Here is an 18,325-nt window from a genome sequence, read left to right as displayed (position 1 = left end):
TTAAACAGGAGGTCTCTATGTTCGACAAAAACAATAAGCTGCGACATAGCATTTCATTGGCAGCCATGCTGGCACTCAGCGGTTTGAGCGCCGCCGCGTGGGCGGATGCCTACGAAGACGCGGCGAAAAAATGGATCGGCAGTGAATTCAAACCGTCGACCCTGACGGCGGAGCAGCAACTCGAAGAACTGAAGTGGTTCATCAAGGCCGCCGAGCCGTTTCGCGGCATGGAAATCAAAGTGGTTTCCGAGACCCTGACCACCCACGAATACGAGTCCAAGGTGCTGGCCAAGGCCTTCACCGAAATCACCGGGATCAAGCTGACCCACGACCTGCTGCAAGAAGGCGACGTGGTGGAAAAAATGCAGACGGTGATGCAGTCGGACAAAAACATCTACGACGGCTGGGTCAACGACTCGGACCTGATTGGTACGCACTTTCGCTACGGCAAGACCGAATCGATCACCGACCTGATGGCCAACGAAGGCAAGAACTTCACCTCGCCGACCCTCGACATCAAGGACTTCATCGGCATCTCGTTCACCACCGCGCCGGACGGCAAGGTTTATCAGCTGCCCGACCAGCAGTTCGCCAACCTTTACTGGTTCCGCGCCGACTGGTTCGAACGCGCCGACCTGAAAGCCAAGTTCAAGGAAAAGTACGGCTACGAATTGGGCGTGCCGGTGAACTGGTCAGCCTATGAAGACATCGCCAAATTTTTCAGCGAAGACGTCAAGGAAATCGACGGCAAGCGCGTCTACGGGCACATGGACTACGGCAAGAAAGACCCGTCGCTGGGCTGGCGTTTCACCGATGCCTGGTTCTCCATGGCCGGTGGCGGCGACAAGGGCCTGCCCAACGGCTTGCCGGTGGACGAGTGGGGGATTCGCGTCGAGGACTGCCACCCGGTCGGTTCCAGCGTGACCCGTGGCGGCGACACCAACGGTCCGGCGGCGGTGTTCGCCACCACCAAGTATGTCGACTGGCTGAAGAAGTACGCGCCACCGGAAGCGGCAGGCATGACCTTCTCCGAATCTGGTCCAGTACCGTCGCAAGGCAACATCGCCCAGCAGATTTTCTGGTACACCGCGTTCACCGCCGACATGACCAAACCGGGTCTGCCGGTGGTCAACGCCGACGGCACGCCGAAATGGCGCATGGCGCCGTCGCCGCGCGGACCGTATTGGGAGGAGGGCATGAAGCTTGGGTATCAGGACGTGGGGTCGTGGACGTTCATGAAATCCACGCCTGAGAAACAGAAACTCGCGGCGTGGCTGTATGCGCAGTTCGTCACCTCGAAAACCGTTTCGCTGAAGAAAACCATTGTGGGCCTGACGCCGATTCGCGAGTCGGACATCAACTCGCAGGCGATGACCGATCTGGCGCCGAAGCTCGGTGGCCTGGTCGAGTTCTACCGCAGCCCGGCCCGCGTGCAATGGACCCCGACCGGGACCAACGTGCCGGACTATCCGCGTCTGGCGCAATTGTGGTGGAGCCACATCGCCGAAGCGGCCAGCGGCGAGAAGACCCCGCAACAGGCGCTGGATGGTTTGGCCAAGGATCAGGACGCGATCATGACGCGTCTCGAACGCTCCAAGGCGCAAGCGGTGTGTGCACCGAAAATGAACCCGGAGCGCGACGCGCAATACTGGTTTGATCAACCGGGTGCACCGAAACCGAAACTGGCCAACGAGAAGCCGAAGGGCGAGACCGTGAGCTACAACGAACTGCTGAAATCGTGGGCGGATGCGCGCAAGTGATAGTGGAACGGTGAAAGGCAAACGGCACCGCAAGGTGCCGTTTTCATTTGTGCTTGATCGACCGCCATCGCTGGCAAGCCAGCTCCCACAGGTTTCTGTGGTGTGCACAAAACTCTGTGTACACCGCAATTCACTGTGGGAGCTGGCTTGCCAGCGATGGGGCCATTGGTGTCGCCACAGGAAAGCCCAAGCGGAACACGGTCATGGCGCCGGGCAGGCTTTTCACCTCCGCCACCCCCTGATGCAGGCTCATGATCGAGCGCACAATCGCCAGCCCCAGCCCGGTGCTGCCCTGCGAACGCGAGCGGGCGCTGTCGACGCGGTAGAAACGATCGAACAGATGCGGCAGATGCTGCGCCTCGATCCCCGCCCCCGGATTGCTCACCAACAGCGAAGCCTGTGTCGCGCCTTGCTCGATCAGCAGCGTCACGGTTTTCCCCTCCGGGCAGTGGCGCAGCGCATTCGACAGCAAATTGGAAACCGCCCGCTGAATCATCAACCGGTCACCCTGCACCGACGCGCTGCCGACGACGTTCATGTGAATGTTCTTTTCCTGCGCCGACAACGAAAACATTTCGGCCACTTTTGCGACCTCAGCCTCCAGCGCCACCGATTCAAACGGCGCCAGCGCCGACGGATGACTGACTTGCGCCAGAAACAGCATGTCCGAAACAATCCGCGCCACGCGCTCCAGCTCCTCGGTGCAGGACACCAATACGTCCTTGTATTCCTCGGTTGTGCGTTCGCGGGACAAGGTCACCTGGGCTTTGCCCATCAGGTTGTTGATCGGCGTGCGCAGCTCATGGGCCAGGTCATCGGAGAACTGCGACAACTGCTGCACCCCGGCATCCAGCCGATGCAGCATGACGTTGATGCCCTGGGCCAGTTCGCTCAATTCCTGTGGCATGTTCACCACCGACAGCCGATGGTCCAGGTCCTGGGTCGAGACCATCGCCGCCACTTTGCGAAACTCGCGCATCGGCGCCAGGCCGCGCTGCACCGCACCCCACGCTGTGAGGCCGATGAACACCAGCAACAGCGGCAGGGCAATCAGCGTCGAGCGCAGATAGGCGCTGAGCAAGGCCTGATCGTGGGCGTTGTCCATCGACAGCAACACCGGCACGCGGTTGCCATCCTTGAGCCGAATCAACTTCGATGCGGTAAGGAATTTCGCCCCCTCGGCATCGGTACTGTCGCTGTAGGTCAACTGATCGGTCGCCGCTCGCACTGCCCGCAATTCGACCCGCGGATCCCTCAGCCCGGAGCCGGCTTTGAGCAACGGCGAACGCAGGTTCAAGCGGTCATAAATGGTCAGCGTCAGGTTGTCATGGCCCATGACCTGATCGAGCAGAATGTGCGGCTTGCCACTGACTTCCTTGGCGTCGACGTACAGCGACAGGCTGTGCTCCACCTGCGCCATCTTCTTTTGCAGGCTGTCGCGCGACAGCGCGTTGAGCTCATGGGTCAGGGCGAAATACGCCAGGATCGCCAGAAACACCACCAGCATCGCGCCGAGCGTACTCACTGTCAGACCGAGGCGCATCGACAGGCTGGCCGGCTTCATTCCCGCGCCTCCAGCACGTAACCGACACCGCGCAGGGTATGGATCAGCTTGTGCTCGAACGGGTCGTCGATTTTTGCCCGCAAGCGGCGGATCGACACTTCGACCACGTTGGTGTCGCAATCGAAGTTCATGTCCCACACCAGCGAGATGATCTGCGTGCGGGTCAGCACCTCGCCGGACTGGCGCATCAGCAGGTGCAGCAGGGCGAACTCCTTGGTGGTCAGGTCGATGCGCTGCGCGCCACGAAACGCCCGATGGCGGCCCGGATCGAGTTCCAGATCGGCGACTTTCAGTACCTGCGGCACCGGGATGTTTTCGCTGCGGCGCATCAAGGTGCGCACCCGCGCCAGCAGTTCGGGAAACTCGAACGGCTTGACCAGATAGTCATCGGCGCCCAGGTCCAGACCGCGGATCTTGTCCGCCAGCCGCCCGCGTGCGGTGAGCATCATCACCCGCGTTGAGTGGGTGCGGCGCAGTTGTTCCAGCACGCCCCAGCCGTCCAGTTCCGGCAGGTTCACGTCGAGAATGATCAGGTCATAAGTCTGCTGTTGCGCCAGATGCAATCCATCGGCACCGGTGGCGGCGTGGTCAACGATATAACCACTTTCGGTCAAACCCTGATGCAAGTATTCGGCAGCTTTAAGCTCGTCCTCGACGACAAGGATTCGCATGATCTATCACCAATTTTATTTAATGGATATTTAATTAAGGTGGCCGGGAAAGTTATTGTTTTTGTAAGGTCTTCCGGACGTTGTTCTTTAACGATAAGAAGCCCCTCACCCTCACCCTAACCCTCTCCCAGAGGGAGAGGGTTAGGGTGAGGGGCTTCAGAACTGCACCGACGTGGAACATCTTTACGGAATCCATAGTCGACTTGATTTAACAGGTCGATGGAAAGTGTCATACACCTCGGTCGGCTCCCTCTCCCCCGGGAGAGGGCTGGGGTGAGGGGAAGTCCGGACAATAAAGGTTGTAGTGGCTACAGGGTCAACCGCCAAGCGCTTTAAAACGGTGCTCTGCGACAGCCGGTCGCAGCAAAAGCCACAAAATCCTTATGAGTTTGATTCCCGCAAGTGCTGTTCAGCAGATAACTATTGTGTTTTTGTTTCGATGTATTTCGATAGAACCGTTTGCACTTCGCATCCTAGAACAAAACAACTTCGGCAAACCGTGGATGACGGATTTGTAATCTTCCAGTCACCTTGTCGATAAGTTCAAAACTCTACCGTGGCGGCATCAAAGATTCTTGATTAAAGGAAGTCTTCCATTGCCCGGTTTAACAGAACTGATGGCGCGATCACGCCTGAAAAAAATAGCCAGCGGCATTCTGTTGCTGGCCACTGCAAACCTTGCGGTTGCATCGACCCTGACTCTGGAGCAGGCCCTGCAAACGGCCTTCGCCGGCAACCCGGATCTGGCCGCCGCGCAGTGGGAAATCGGGATTGCCGAGGGCGATCGCCAGCAGGCAGGCCTGATCCCCAACCCCGAGGTGTCGTGGGAGGCTGAAGACACCCGGCGCAACTCGCGCACCACCACGGTGATGCTCAGCCAGCCGATCGAACTGGGCGGCAAACGCGGCGCCCGCATCGACGTCGCCAGCCGCGCGCAGGACGCTGCCGGCATCGAACTGGAGCGCAAGCGCAATGCCTTGCGTGCCGATGTAATTCAGGCGTTCAACAGTGCGCAAACCGCGCAGCAGCGTTTGCAGCTGTCCCGGCAATCTCTGCAATTGGCCGAGCACGGTGTGCGGGTGGCGCAAGGGCGGATCGAGGCGGGTAAATCGTCGCCGGTCGAGGGTACGCGGGCGCAAGTGCAGCTCTCGGAAGTGCGCCTTGAACTGAGCCGAGCCGAACGCGATCAGGCCACCGCGTACCAACAACTGGCGCAGGTCATGGGCGCGCCGTTGCCGACGTTGACCAAGGTGCAGGCACCCACGCAAAGCATGCCGGCCGTTCCACCACCGACAAAATTGCTCGAACGTCTGAACGAGACCGCCGAATTGCGTCTGGCCACGTTGCAGATTGATCAGCGCGAAGCGTCGCTGGGCCTGGAAAAGTCCCAGCGCATTCCCGACCTCACCGTGAGTATCGGCAGTCAGTACAGCGAAACCGAGCGCGAGCGGGTCAACGTGGTCGGGCTGTCGATGCCGATTCCGTTGTTCAACCGCAATCAGGGCAACGTGCTCGCCGCTGCTCGCCGAACCGATCAGGCGCGGGATCTGCGCAACGCCACCGAGCTGCGTTTGCGCACGGAAATCCAGACCAGCCTCGAGCAATGGCAGACCGCCAACGGCGAAGTCAAAGCCTTCAATCAGACCATCCTGCCCGCTGCGCAAAGTGCGGTGGACAGCGCCACCCGTGGTTTCGAAATGGGCAAGTTCGGCTTCCTCGATGTGCTCGACGCCCAACGCACGTTGATCGCCGCGCGCAGCCAATACATCCAGGCCGTCAGCGAGGCGACCGACGCCCGCGTGCGCCTCGAACGGATCTTCGGCGACCTCAGTGTCAGCCCTTGAATTTGACTTTTCACATCACTGCGCGCGGGCACGGCGCAGAGGAGTTTGCATGGATAAAAAACTGATGGTGGTCGCGGTGGCGACCTTGGCGCTGGGCATTGGCATCGGCTCGATGTGGGCGGGCAATGCACCGCTCGAGGCTCACGCCGATGAGGCGACAGAACATGCGGATCACGCCGAAGAAAACGCGGCAGCCGAAGGCGAGCATGACGAAGAGGGGCATATCGAATTGAGCGCCGAGCAGATCACCTCGGCGGGCATTCAACTGGCCGAGGCGCAGGCGCAGAGCTTCAGCCTCGGCCTGTCGTTCCCCGGTGAAGTGCGTTTCGACGAGGATCGCACCGCCCACGTTGTGCCGCGAGTGCCGGGAGTGGTCGAGTCAGTGGCGGTCAACCTTGGGCAACCGGTGAAAAAAGGTCAGTTACTGGCGGTGATCGCCAGCCAGCAGATCTCCGATCAACGCAGCGAACAGGCGGCTGCGCAACGCCGTCTGGCCTTGGCGCGGACAACCTACGAGCGCGAGAAAAAACTCTGGCAGGACAAGATCTCCGCCGAACAGGATTTCTTACAGGCTCGCCAGGCACTGCAAGAAGCGGAAATCACCATGAACAATGCTCGACAGAAAATCAGTGTGCTCAGCGGCAGCGTGGTCGCCAGCGGCGGCAATCGCTACGAACTGCGCGCACCGTTCGACGGCGTGGTGGTGGAAAAACACCTGACACCCGGCGAGGTGGTCGATGAAAGCACGGCTGCTTTCACCCTGTCCGACTTGTCCCGTGTATGGGTCACGTTCGGTGTTTCACCCAAGGACTTGACCAAGGTGCAGGTGGGCAAACCGGTGACCGTCAGCGCGCCTGAACTGAAAGCCGAAGTGACTGGCAACGTGGCTTACGTCGGCAGTCTGCTCGGTGAACAGACCCGCACCGCGACCGTTCGCGTGACGCTGGAAAACCCGCAGGGCTCATGGCGCCCGGGGCTGTTCGTCAGCGCACGGGTGGCCACCGACAGCCGCGAAGTGAAAGTCGCTGTGCCGGAGACCGCGATCCAGACCGTCGAGGACAAACCCACGGTGTTCGTCCGAACCGATGATGGCTTCAAGGCGCAAGCGGTGGAGCTGGGCGGCCGTGCAGCCGGCCACGTCGAAATCATTCAGGGGCTGGAACCGGGCGCGCAAGTCGCCAGCGCCGGCAGCTTCGTCCTCAAGTCGGAGCTGGGCAAAGCCTCGGCCGAGCACAGCCATTAATTCTGGAAGGTCCTCATGTTCGAACGCCTGATCCAGTTTGCCATCGAGCAGCGCATCATTGTGCTGCTCGCCGTTCTGCTTATGGCCGGCCTCGGCATCGCCAGTTATCAAAAGCTGCCGATCGACGCCGTGCCCGACATCACCAACGTTCAGGTACAGATCAACACCGGCGCCGCCGGGTTTTCGCCGCTGGAAACCGAACAGCGCATCACCTTCCCGATTGAAACCGCCATGGCCGGTCTGCCGGCACTCGAACAGACCCGTTCGCTGTCGCGTTCGGGGCTGTCGCAAGTGACGGTGATCTTCAAGGACGGCACTGACCTGTTCTTCGCCCGTCAATTGGTCAACGAGCGTTTGCAGATCGCCAGGGAGCAATTGCCTGAAGGCGCAGAGGCGGTGATGGGGCCGATCTCTACCGGGCTCGGCGAGATTTTTCTGTGGACGGTTGAGGCGAAGGAGGGCGCGCTCAAGGACGACGGCACCGCGTACACGCCGACCGATCTGCGGGTGATTCAGGACTGGATCATCAAGCCGCAACTGCGCAACGTCCCGGGCGTGGCCGAGATCAACACCATCGGTGGTTTCGCCAAGGAGTATCAGATCGCGCCGGACCCGAAACGCCTCGCCGCGTACAAGCTGACCCTCACCGATCTGGTCACCGCGCTGGAGCGCAACAACGCCAACGTCGGCGCCGGTTATATCGAGCGCAGCGGCGAGCAGTTGCTGATCCGCGCACCGGGGCAAGTGGCGAGCACCGAGGACATCGCCAACATCGTCATGGCCAACGTCGACGGCACGCCGATCCGGGTGAAGAACGTCGCCAGCGTCGAAATCGGCCGTGAATTGCGCAGCGGTGCGGCCACCGAAAACGGTCGGGAAGTGGTGCTGGGCACCGTGTTCATGCTGATCGGCGAGAACAGCCGTACCGTGTCGCAAGCGGTCGCGAGCAAGCTCGAACAGATCAATAAATCCCTGCCCCAAGGGGTGATTGCTGTGCCGGTGTACGACCGCACGTACCTCGTCGACAAAGCCATTGCCACGGTGAAGAAAAACCTCGTTGAAGGCGCGGTCTTGGTCATTGCGATTCTGTTCCTGTTCCTCGGTAATATCCGTGCGGCGCTGATTACCGCGATGGTGATTCCGCTGTCGATGCTGTTCACCTTCACCGGCATGTTCAGCAACAAGGTCAGTGCCAACCTGATGAGCCTCGGCGCGCTGGACTTCGGGATTATTGTCGACGGCGCGGTGGTGATCGTCGAAAACACCCTGCGCCGCTTGGCCCATGCGCAGCAGCATCACGGCCGTTTGCTGAGCCGTGCCGAGCGTTTCAGGGAAGTCTTTGCCGCAGCGAAAGAGGCGCGGCGGCCGCTGATTTTCGGCCAGTTGATCATCATGGTGGTGTACCTGCCGATCTTCGCCCTGAGCGGCGTCGAAGGGAAAATGTTCCACCCGATGGCGTTCACCGTGGTCATCGCGTTGCTCGGTGCCATGTTGCTTTCCGTGACCTTCGTGCCGGCGGCGATTGCGCTGTTCGTCACCGGCAAGGTCAAGGAAGAAGAGGGCGCGGTGATGCGTGGCGCGCGCCGGGTGTATGCGCCGGCGCTGGCGTGGGTGATGAGTCATCGGGCAATCGCAGTGGGCGCGGCGATGGCCGTGATCGTGCTCAGCGGCGTGCTCACCAGTCGCATGGGCAGCGAGTTTGTGCCGAGCCTCAGCGAAGGCGATTTTGCCCTGCAAGCGTTGCGCGTGCCGGGCACCAGCCTGACGCAGTCGGTGGACATGCAGCAGCGGCTGGAGACCTTGATTCTGGCGAAAGTGCCGGAAGTCGAACGCGTCTTTGCCCGCACCGGCACCGCCGAAATCGCTTCCGACCCTATGCCACCGAACATCTCCGACAGTTACGTGATGCTCAAACCCATAGACCAATGGCCAGACCCGAAAAAGCCCCGTGAAACCCTGATGGCTGAACTGCAAGCCGCTGCCGCGACGTTGCCGGGCAGCAACTATGAACTGTCGCAGCCGATCCAGTTGCGCTTCAACGAACTGATCTCCGGCGTGCGCAGCGATGTCGCGGTCAAGGTGTTCGGCGATGACATGGACGTACTCAACGCCACGGCGGCGAAGATTGCGGCAGCGATGCAGAAGGTCAGCGGCGCGTCTGAAGTGAAGGTCGAGCAGACCACCGGGTTGCCGGTGTTGACCATTAACATCGACCGCGACAAGGCGGCGCGTTATGGCCTCAACGTTGGCGATGTGCAGGACACCATCGCCGTCGCAGTGGGCGGGCGTCAGGCCGGCACCTTGTACGAGGGCGATCGGCGTTTCGACATGGTGGTGCGCTTGTCCGATGCCATGCGCAAGGACATCGACGGCCTGGCGGCGTTGCTGATTCCGGTGCCGGCGCTGAGCGGTGCGGCGAATCAGATCGGTTTTATCGCGCTGAAGGACGTCGCCAGCCTCGACCTGGTGCTCGGGCCGAATCAGGTCAGCCGCGAAAACGGCAAGCGTCTGGTGATCGTCAGCGCCAACGTGCGCGGGCGCGATATCGGTTCGTTTGTCAGCGAGGCCGGTGAGGTGATCGAGCGCGATGTGCAGGTCCCGGCCGGTTACTGGACCCGTTGGGGCGGGCAATTCGAGCAACTGCAATCGGCGGCCAGGCGCTTGCAGATTGTGGTGCCGGTGGCGTTGCTGCTGGTGTTCGGGTTGCTGTTCATGATGTTCAACAATCTCAAGGACGGCTTGCTGGTGTTTACCGGGATTCCGTTTGCCTTGACCGGCGGCGTCATGGCGCTGTGGTTGCGCGATATTCCGTTGTCGATTTCGGCTGGCGTGGGGTTTATCGCATTGTCCGGGGTGGCGGTGCTCAACGGGTTGGTGATGATCGCGTTCATTCGCAATTTGCGTGAAGAGGGAAGGTCGCTGGCGGAGGCGATTAATGTCGGCGCGCTGACGCGCTTGCGGCCGGTGTTGATGACGGCGCTGGTGGCGTCGCTGGGCTTTATTCCGATGGCACTTGCGACAGGTACCGGCGCGGAAGTGCAGCGGCCGTTGGCGACGGTGGTGATTGGCGGGATTCTGTCTTCGACGATCCTCACGTTGCTGATCTTGCCTGCGCTGTACCAGATCGCCCATCGCCGGGATGAGGACCCGATCCCCACTGGGCCGTGATCTTTTGTAGGGGTGAACCTGCTCGCGATATCGGTCTATCAGCCGGATTTACATCGGCTGGCCCACCGCCATCGCGAGCAGGCGCACTCCTGCAGGTTTTGTATACGTACATGACGAATCTGTAATTCCCCCGCCACCGTCACGAAAGGTGCGCCTTGTTACCTTGATCCCGTCAGCTACTTAAACGAGGAATCAACGATGAAATTCGCCCGACTGAGCACCTTCGCAGCCGCCCTGATGCTGTCGTCCCTGGCCTTGGCCGAAGGCGGTGGTGACCGTACTTTCGATCGCATGATGAGCGCCAATGACCGCGCCGTAGAGCTGTTCGTCGCCAAGGAACAGGCTCGCGACCCGGTCGTCGTCAACGAGAAGAAAGACGACCAGAGCAAAGAACTGTAAGCACCGCGCACTGGAACAAGCCCGTTGTCGCGTGTCGATGCCGGGCTTTTATAGGGAGGAGTAAACATGCAGTTGATCAAATGGATGACCGTCGCCGGCATCATGGCCATGTCTGCGAATGTGCTGGCCGAAGGCGGTGGTGATCGCACCTTCGAGCGCGCGTTCAGCGCCAATGCCAAAGCCATGCAGCAATACGCGGCCGCGCGCGGCAAGGCGGCGCCAGTGGTCAAGGAATATGAATACGGGATGAAGCTCGACGTGGTGAACATCGTCAGCGTGGTGAAGCCGCAACCCGCTTGCTCGGTGGTCCCGACCGCCATGACCTACGAGGATTCCAAGGGGCAGCTCAATACGCTCAGATACAGTGTGGCAGGCGCGTGCCGCAACCGCGGCGGCTAACCAACAGCCAACCTCTGAACTGCCGAAGGCTGCGATCTTTTGAGCTTGATCTTAAAAATCAGAATCAAAAGATCGCAGCCTTCGGCAGCTCCCGCACGGGGGGATTTTCAGTCTCACGATCGGTATGTCGATTCGTGATGTTCATCCCCGCGCACCGCTGCGACTCGGACTATTTGGCCGGCAATCGCGCGACGTCGGCTTCGGCGGGTTCTGGCGCGGCTTCCTGGTTCAACTTGCGGCGGGCGATCTCGGCGCCGCGCAGACGCAGTGGCGTTTCGATGAAGCGATAATTGAGTTCGCTCAGCACCAATAGCAACCCCACCGATGTCAGCAGCAACTCCAGCGTAAAACGCCCATCCAGCGGTACATCCTGACTGGCGGCGACACGCGTCCAGATCTCGGTACTCAGGTGATTGGCGAACACGTGGATCACATAGAGGCCATAGGACCGCGAACCGAGCCACTGCATGAAGCTGCGCAGGACGGCCGGGCAGTAGATGTAGCCTTTCTGGTAGCTGGCCAGCCAGACTATCAGCACCGCGACGATCGCGATCAAACCGACGGCAATCGGCATCGCGATCAGCTGAGTGGCGATCGCGCCCAGCATGTAGAGCAGAAACAGCGTGCACAGCAACGGTTTGAGCATTCCCTGACCCAGCCCGACCGGTTCTATCTGTTGATAGAGACGGGTACGGGTAAACAGGCACAGGAGAATGCCCCAGAGCATGGCGTCCAGGCGGAAGGACGAGAGCATGCTGCTGGCGGGGTTGCCGAAGGGATTGCGGTCCAGACCGAACTGCAAGGCAATGAGTGCGAACAGTGCGATGACCCGCCAGCGTGGGGCCGTGATGAACAGCAGGAAAAACGGGAATACGAAGTAGAACTGCTCTTCGAGCGCCAGGCTCCAGTATTGAGGGCTTGGGCCCAGCAGGCTGTTGTATTGATTCGCCAGGTTACCGCTGAAAGTCGCAACGGCGGTGAAACTGCGCAGATTGTCGAACCACGAACCGAAGATGTTCGACTGGTTGAACGCAATGGAAAAGATCAGCGGGATCAGTATCCAGAGCCAGGCCGTCGGCAATAGACGGTAGGCACGGCGCAGCCAGAAACACGCCGCTGCCAGGCCGAACTGGCCTTGTGCGCGGTGTTTGTCGAAATAGTCCAGATAGGCCTTGCTGACCACGAAGCCGGAAATACAGAAGAACAGATCGACGCCGGTCCAGGGCATGAAGATCGAGAAAATCCGTAGCAGCACATCAACATGGAACGGCAGCAACATGTTGACATGACTCAGGAGGGTCATGGCGACAGCAGCCCCTCGCAAGTATTCGATTTCCAGGTTTTTACGGCTACTCATCGATCCCTCGTTATTCTTGTTGGTCTGCGCAGGCGAAGATGGCAGGTCGCCGACGGTCCGGTCAAGAAAACGATAACTTTTTGCGAAGCAAAAAAGGCGCCCCGAAGGACGCCAAAGGATTCACCTCTTACCAAAGGAGCAAGGAGCTTCTAAAGGTGAATTTTCATCAACGAGCAGTCAGAGAATGGCCAGCGGGTATTCGACAATCACCCGTACTTCATCCAGGTCGGACTCGAACGCCGTGGCGCGGGTGGTGGCCTGGCGCAAGCGCAGCGACAGGTCTTTCAGTGAACCGCTCTGCACCACGTATTTGACTTCGATATTGCGCTCCCAGCGCTTCTGGTCGGTCAGCGGATTGCCCTCGGCGTCGCGGCGCATATACACGGCATTGGCGTTGCTGTAATCGGCATCGGTGCCGCGCGCATATCGGGTCATGAACGACAGGCCGGGCACGCCGTAAGTGCTCATGTCGAGGTCATAACGCACCATCCACGAACGTTCTTGCGGCGAGTTGAAGTCGCTGTACTGAATGGAGTTGTCGAGAAAGATCGAGTCGGACTGGCGCAGGTAATCGAAGTCGTCATTACCGTTGTTGCGCTGGTGGGAGAGGGCGACGGAGTGGGCGCCGAGCTTCATACCGACCCGGCCGCTCCAGATGTTGTTGTCGAACTCGCCAAGCAGTTGTTTGCCTTCGTCGACCGCCTTGTAATAGTTCAGGCCGCCGAACAGCGAGAGGTCGTCAGACAGGGGATAGGTCCATGCGGTGCCGGCGTAGTATTGATTCCAGGCATCCTTGAGGCGACTGGAGTACAGACTGAAACTGAGGTTCTTGTTCAGCACGTAGTCGCCACCGCCGTAAGCGATCCACGGCGAATTGACCGGGCCGCCGTAGAAGGTGGCGAAGTTTTCGCGCAGGTCGCTGGACACCGGTTGGCTCATCGCATGCAAACGCCCGCCCTGAATCGACAGCCCCGCAATGCTGGTGTTGGTCGCCGTCACCCCGCGAAAGCTTTCCGGCAGCAGGCGCGAGTCACCGGCCGCCACCATCGGGTTGGCCGGGAACACATCACCGACCTTGACCACTGTATCGAACGCCCGCACTTTGGCGGCGCCACCGATTTTGCTGTATTCGTCCCGCGCCTGGCCGTCTCGGTTGACCGGCAACACATCGAACGAACTGCGCCCACCGTTGCGCCCGTCACCGGTGTCGAGTTTCAAACCGATCATGGCAAACGCATCGACCCCGACCCCGACGGTGCCTTGGGTGAAACCGGATTCGAACTTGCTGATCACCGCATGCGCCCAGGCTTCGGAATAACCATTGCCGGTAGGGCTGGACTGGCCGTTACGGTGATCACGATTGAAGTAGAGGTTACGGTTGAGCACCGTCAGGCTGCTGCCTTCGACAAAGCCTTCGGGCTTGTCCTCTGCAAACACCAGGGACGGCCCTGAACCGACCACCACCGCTAAAGCGGCCAACGATATTTTTGTAGGGTTAACCATCAAACACTCCTTGGGTTCGGCAGAACGGGAACGTGCGTCGGCGTGGGTTTTATTGTTCGACGGGCAAGGGCCCGTCGGCATGGGTCGCCGGGTGACATCGTTGCAAGCTGCGGATAACGCCAAGGTGATAGGGGAATTACAATTTGGTCATGTGGACGGGGTGGAAATACTGTGTCAGGTCAGGGCTGCGAGTTGTTCGATCGTTTGTGGGAAACGTTCGACCAGACGGATCAGGGTGGTGGCCTGAGCATTGGGTGTCGCTCGTCCTTGTTCCCAGTTTTCCAGCGTTCGCGTGTTGGTGCGCAGATACATTGCGAATACTGACCGGGACAGATTCAGTTGCTGACGGATGGCGACGACTTCATCCGCAGTGATCGGCATCAGTTTTGGCAACTGAACCTTGTGGGTACGCAAGGTGATTTTGCCTTGGCGTTCATCGGCCAGTGCTTCCAGTCCATCCATCAGTTCGGAAAAAATGTCACGTTTCATAGTGGGTTCTCGCGTTGAGTTCTTTATCCAGTGTCTTTCTGAAAAGTTTTTTCTGGGCAGGCGTCAAATCGTCCTGCTCGTTTTTGCTGTAGACGGTAAAGAGCCAGAACTGATCGAAGCCTGACCACCAGTAATAAATCACTCGTAATCCGCTACGTTTACCTTTCCCTCTTCGTTGGTCGCTAAAGCGAATTTTACGAAGCCCGCCTGTGTCCTCGATGAGATCGCCCGCTTCCGGATTTTTCAGCAACTCCAGTTGCAAGCTGCGAAACAGATCGTCATCCAGATAGTCGTCTCGGTGCTTCTGAAACACAGGCAATTCGATAAATAGAGCATCCATGTTCTGTACGTTACCTGCGTATAGTGTTGTCTCGATAATCGAATCGGTCAAGGCCTCCTGGCCTTGCTTTTCGTCCCTTTTTTAACGGTAGACGCCGGTCGTAAAAACACCTGTAGGACGAATCGCCGCGTGTGGTGAGAACGTTCGATGGATCTATGAGGAAGCTTCGCAACTGGCGTGTCAGAACAATCGCGCAGCAGTGTCCAGCGCCGAATGGCGATAGCGGCGGGGTGTCAGGTTATGAAGAGGTTGAGTGTGCCGACGCCTTCGCGGGCAAGCCACGCTCCCACAGTAATCCGGGAAGACACAGAATCTGACAACGACACACAACCTGGAGCGAGCCTGCTCGCGATAGCGGATTGCCAGGCAATGAAGATGTTGAATGTCCCAACACCTTCGCGAGCCGGCTCACTCCCACAGTGGTTTTCAGATGTGCCCGAATGTTGTGAACGGCACACAAACCTGTGCGAGCCGGACTTGCCCGCGATGAGGCCAGTGCAAGCGCTTGAGATGTTGATTCCCGCAAAAACAAAAACGGCACCCGAAGGTGCCGTTTCCGTTTTGTAGCCCGCCAGGCAATCAGCCCGCCAGACCCGCCTGCTGAACCAGAGTCAGCAATGGCTGCGGGTACACACCCAGGAAGAACGCAACCAGGGCGATGGCCAGCAGCATCACGCCGCCTGCCTTCTGTTCCCAGTGCAACTGGGCGTCGTGGCGACGCAGGTTTGGCTCGATCAGGTACAGGGTGACCATCACGCGCAGGTAGTAGAAGACGCCGATGGCGCTGCCCAGAACCAGCGAGCCGACCAGCCACCATTGGTGCGATTCAACACCGGTAGCGATGATGTAGAACTTGCCGATGAAGCCCGCGGTCAGCGGGATACCGGCCAGGGACAGCATCATCACGGTCAGGACGGCGGTCAGGTACGGACGGCGCCAGAACAGGCCGCGGTATTCGTACAGGGCGTCTGCGTCACGGCCGTTGTACGGCGAGGACATCAGGGTGATCACGCCGAAGGCACCGAGGCTGGTGATCACGTAGGTGACCAGGTAGACGCCAATGGCTTCCACCGCCAGACCCTTGCTCGCCACCAGAGCGATCAGCAGGTAGCCGAAGTGCGCGATGGACGAGTAACCGAGCAGACGCTTGAGGTTGCTCTGGGTCAGGGCCAGCAGGTTACCGAACAGGATCGAGGCAATCGCGATCACGGTCAGCACGTCGCTCAGCACGCCGCTGCTGGCAGCAGGGGAGATCTGGAACAGACGCACCATCACCGCGAACACCGCAACCTTCGAAGCGGTCGCGAGGAACGCCGCCACCGGTGCCGGAGCACCTTCGTAGACGTCCGGCGTCCACAGGTGGAACGGTACCAGCGACAGCTTGAACGCCAGACCGATCAGCATCATGCCCAGGCCCAGTTGTGCCAGCGAGCTCGGCAGGCCAGTTGCAGCCAGCGCCTGACCGATGCCAACGAAGCTCAGCGAACCCGAGTCGGCGTACAGCAGAGCCATACCGAACAACAGGAACGCGGAACCGGCGGCCGACAGCACCATGTACTTGATGCCGGCTTCCAGCGAACGCTTGTTGAAGAAGGCGTAAGCCACCAGACCGTAAACCGGTACCGAGAGCAGTTCCAGACCGATGAACAACCCGGCCAGGTGCTGCGCGCTGACCAGAACCAGGCCACCGGCGGCGGCCATCAGGATCAGCAGGTACAGTTCTTCACGGTTGCCCGGGTAACCCGAACCGCCATCGCCCAAATAGGCGTGGGCGAGGGTGACGCAGGCGAGGGTGGCGACCAGGATCAGCGCCATGTACAGGCAGGCGAAGGTGTCGATCTGCAGCAATGGGGTCACGGCCAGAGGCGCGACTTTCAGGGCTGGCAGGATCGACAGCAGGGCCAGGTTCAGACCGGCGACCGAGATCAGGAAGGTCTGCGAGTGGTTGCGGCGCCAGGCGATTGCCAGCATCACCACGATAATGGTGAGGCTGGTGATCAACAGTGGCGCAAGCGCAATAAAGTGTTGAATCGTGAATTCCATAGCGCTCTTACCGGGCCGAAGCGAGTTGAGTGAAGGCGGTGCCGAGCCACTGCTGCACGCCATGCATCGTGGCGGCAGACGTGTCGAGGAACGGTTGCGGGTAAACGCCGAGGTAAACCAGCAGTACCGCAAGGCCCAGCACCATGATCAGTTCGCGAGCGTCCATGCCGTGCAGGATCGAATCCGATTTCGACGGACCGAAGTAGGCACGGTGGATCATGATCAGCGAGTAGACCGAACCGAACACCAGACCGGAAGTGGCAATCGCAGTGATCCAAGGCCAGCTGGCGAAAGAGCCGATCAGGATCAGGAACTCACCGACAAAGTTACCGGTACCCGGCAGACCCAACGAAGCGGCTGCAAAGAACAGGCTGATCGCCGGCAGGTAAGCGATACGCGACCACAGACCGCCCATCTCACGCATGTCACGAGTGTGCAGACGCTCGTACAACTGACCGCTGAGGATAAACAGTGCTGCCGCCGACACACCGTGCGCCAGCATCTGGATCACTGCACCTTGCAGCGCCAGTTGGCTGCCGGAGTAGATGCCGATCAACACGAAGCCCATGTGGGACACGGAAGAGAAGGCGATCAGACGCTTGATGTCGGTTTGTGCGAAAGCGAGGAACGCACCGTAGAAGATCCCGATCAGACCGAGGGTCATGGCGATCGGCGCAAACTCGGCCGAAGCGTTCGGGAACAGCGGCAGGGCGAAACGCAGCAGACCGTAGGCCGCGGTTTTCAGCAGGATACCGGCGAGGTCGACGGAACCGGCAGTCGGCGCCTGGGCGTGGGCATCAGGCAACCACGAGTGGAACGGTACGACTGGCAGCTTGACCGCGAAGGCGATGAAGAAGCCGAGCATCAGGATGTACTCGGTGGTCATCGACATCTTGGTTTTCAACAGATCGGCGTAGTTGAAGGTAATCACGCCGGTGTTGTTGAAGTTGACCAGCACCAGACCGAGGATCGCCACCAGCATGATCAGGCCGGAAGCCTGAGTGAAGATGAAGAACTTGGTCGCCGCGTAGATCCGGGTTTTCTTGCCGTCCGAAGAGCTGTGACCCCAGAGCGCGATGAGGAAGTACATCGGCACCAGCATCATTTCCCAGAAGAAGAAGAACATGAACAGGTCGAGGGCGAGGAACACGCCGACCACGCCGCCCAGGATCCACATCAGGTTCAGGTGGAAGAAGCCAACGTGACGTTGAATCTCTTTCCACGAGCAGAGTACCGAGAGGATACCCAGCAGGCCGGTCAGCAGGATCATCAACAGCGACAGGCCGTCGAGGGCCAGGTGCACGTTGATGCCGAAGCGCTGGATCCAGACGTGCTTGAACTCAAGCGCCCAGGTCGGATCGGCGCCAGGCGCCGGAGCAAATGAATAGTCACCGTGGGCCCACAGCCAGAGGCCGAGGGCGAGTTCCAGGGTCATGGTCAACAGCGCAATCCAGCGGGGGAGGGTAGCGCCGAAGCGCTCACCCATCCAGCACAGCAGGCCGCCGATGAAGGGGATCAGGATTAGCCAAGGCAGAATCATGACGG

14 protein-coding genes are annotated in these 18,325 nt (G+C 59.9%); 6 read left to right on the top strand and 8 right to left on the bottom strand.

Annotated features, from left to right (window positions below; all coding sequences use genetic code 11):
- Nucleotides 1-17 precede the first annotated feature (17 nt).
- Nucleotides 18-1,760, top strand: coding sequence for an ABC transporter substrate-binding protein (locus tag HV782_RS18540; protein WP_123462437.1), 1,743 nt, complete (start codon nucleotides 18-20; stop codon nucleotides 1,758-1,760).
- Between the two features lie 130 nt (nucleotides 1,761-1,890).
- On the opposite strand, the gene HV782_RS18535 is transcribed toward HV782_RS18540, so the two are convergent.
- On the bottom strand, nucleotides 1,891-3,324 hold the full coding sequence (locus HV782_RS18535) for a heavy metal sensor histidine kinase (RefSeq protein ID WP_186744362.1): 1,434 nt from the start codon (nucleotides 3,322-3,324) through the stop codon (nucleotides 1,891-1,893).
- Nucleotides 3,321-3,995 carry a heavy metal response regulator transcription factor gene (locus tag HV782_RS18530; protein WP_128614809.1) on the bottom strand — a complete coding sequence of 225 codons (675 nt, stop codon included), beginning with the start codon at nucleotides 3,993-3,995 and terminating at the stop codon, nucleotides 3,321-3,323. The genes HV782_RS18535 and HV782_RS18530 overlap by 4 nt, the downstream gene beginning before the upstream one ends.
- A gap of 596 nt (nucleotides 3,996-4,591) precedes the next feature.
- On the opposite strand from HV782_RS18530, the gene HV782_RS18525 reads away from it, so the two are divergent.
- The 5 genes from HV782_RS18525 (at nucleotide 4,592) to HV782_RS18505 (ending at nucleotide 11,048) form a co-directional block, all read left to right on the top strand.
- A complete protein-coding gene (locus HV782_RS18525; RefSeq protein WP_186744360.1) occupies nucleotides 4,592-5,839 on the top strand; it encodes a TolC family protein in 1,248 nt (415 codons plus the stop codon).
- Nucleotides 5,840-5,888: 49 nt separating this feature from the next.
- Entirely contained in the window at nucleotides 5,889-7,082 is a 1,194-nt protein-coding gene (locus tag HV782_RS18520) for an efflux RND transporter periplasmic adaptor subunit (protein WP_186744359.1), read from the top strand.
- A gap of 15 nt (nucleotides 7,083-7,097) precedes the next feature.
- Nucleotides 7,098-10,250: a CusA/CzcA family heavy metal efflux RND transporter gene (locus HV782_RS18515; RefSeq protein ID WP_186744358.1), complete on the top strand. Its 3,153-nt coding sequence runs from the start codon at nucleotides 7,098-7,100 to the stop codon at nucleotides 10,248-10,250.
- 198 nt (nucleotides 10,251-10,448) lie between these two features.
- Nucleotides 10,449-10,649, top strand: a complete 201-nt coding sequence (locus tag HV782_RS18510) for a co-regulatory protein PtrA N-terminal domain-containing protein (protein WP_186744357.1) — start codon at nucleotides 10,449-10,451, stop codon at nucleotides 10,647-10,649.
- Nucleotides 10,650-10,715: 66 nt separating this feature from the next.
- Complete coding sequence (locus HV782_RS18505; RefSeq protein ID WP_123462451.1) at nucleotides 10,716-11,048, top strand: DUF2790 domain-containing protein; 333 nt, start codon at nucleotides 10,716-10,718, stop codon at nucleotides 11,046-11,048.
- A 169-nt stretch (nucleotides 11,049-11,217) separates the two neighbouring features.
- Here the strand turns inward: HV782_RS18505 and HV782_RS18500 are convergent, their stop codons facing one another.
- The 6 genes from HV782_RS18500 to nuoM form a co-directional block, all read right to left on the bottom strand.
- Nucleotides 11,218-12,405, bottom strand: a complete 1,188-nt coding sequence (locus HV782_RS18500) for an acyltransferase family protein (protein ID WP_186744356.1) — start codon at nucleotides 12,403-12,405, stop codon at nucleotides 11,218-11,220.
- A 177-nt stretch (nucleotides 12,406-12,582) separates the two neighbouring features.
- Entirely contained in the window at nucleotides 12,583-13,908 is a 1,326-nt protein-coding gene (locus HV782_RS18495; protein ID WP_186744355.1) for an OprD family porin, read from the bottom strand.
- Between the two features lie 174 nt (nucleotides 13,909-14,082).
- A complete protein-coding gene (locus HV782_RS18490; RefSeq protein WP_123462457.1) occupies nucleotides 14,083-14,397 on the bottom strand; it encodes a helix-turn-helix domain-containing protein in 315 nt (104 codons plus the stop codon).
- Nucleotides 14,387-14,737, bottom strand: a complete 351-nt coding sequence (locus HV782_RS18485; RefSeq protein WP_128614670.1) for a type II toxin-antitoxin system RelE/ParE family toxin — start codon at nucleotides 14,735-14,737, stop codon at nucleotides 14,387-14,389. The genes HV782_RS18490 and HV782_RS18485 overlap by 11 nt, the downstream gene beginning before the upstream one ends.
- 579 nt (nucleotides 14,738-15,316) lie before the next feature.
- The gene (gene nuoN / locus HV782_RS18480; RefSeq protein WP_007920173.1) at nucleotides 15,317-16,780 is read right to left on the bottom strand and encodes an NADH-quinone oxidoreductase subunit NuoN; all 1,464 of its coding nucleotides are present in this window, start codon (nucleotides 16,778-16,780) and stop codon (nucleotides 15,317-15,319) included.
- Between the two features lie 7 nt (nucleotides 16,781-16,787).
- The gene (gene nuoM / locus HV782_RS18475; protein WP_016986254.1) at nucleotides 16,788-18,320 is read right to left on the bottom strand and encodes an NADH-quinone oxidoreductase subunit M; all 1,533 of its coding nucleotides are present in this window, start codon (nucleotides 18,318-18,320) and stop codon (nucleotides 16,788-16,790) included.
- Between the last annotated feature and the right edge of the window lie 5 nt (nucleotides 18,321-18,325).

The organism is Pseudomonas monsensis (assembly GCF_014268495.2).
In the GTDB taxonomy this organism is placed as follows: Bacteria; Pseudomonadota; Gammaproteobacteria; order Pseudomonadales; family Pseudomonadaceae; genus Aquipseudomonas; species Aquipseudomonas monsensis.
Note: the sequence above shows the minus strand (reverse complement) of the source record. Positions and strands in the feature narration are given on the sequence as shown.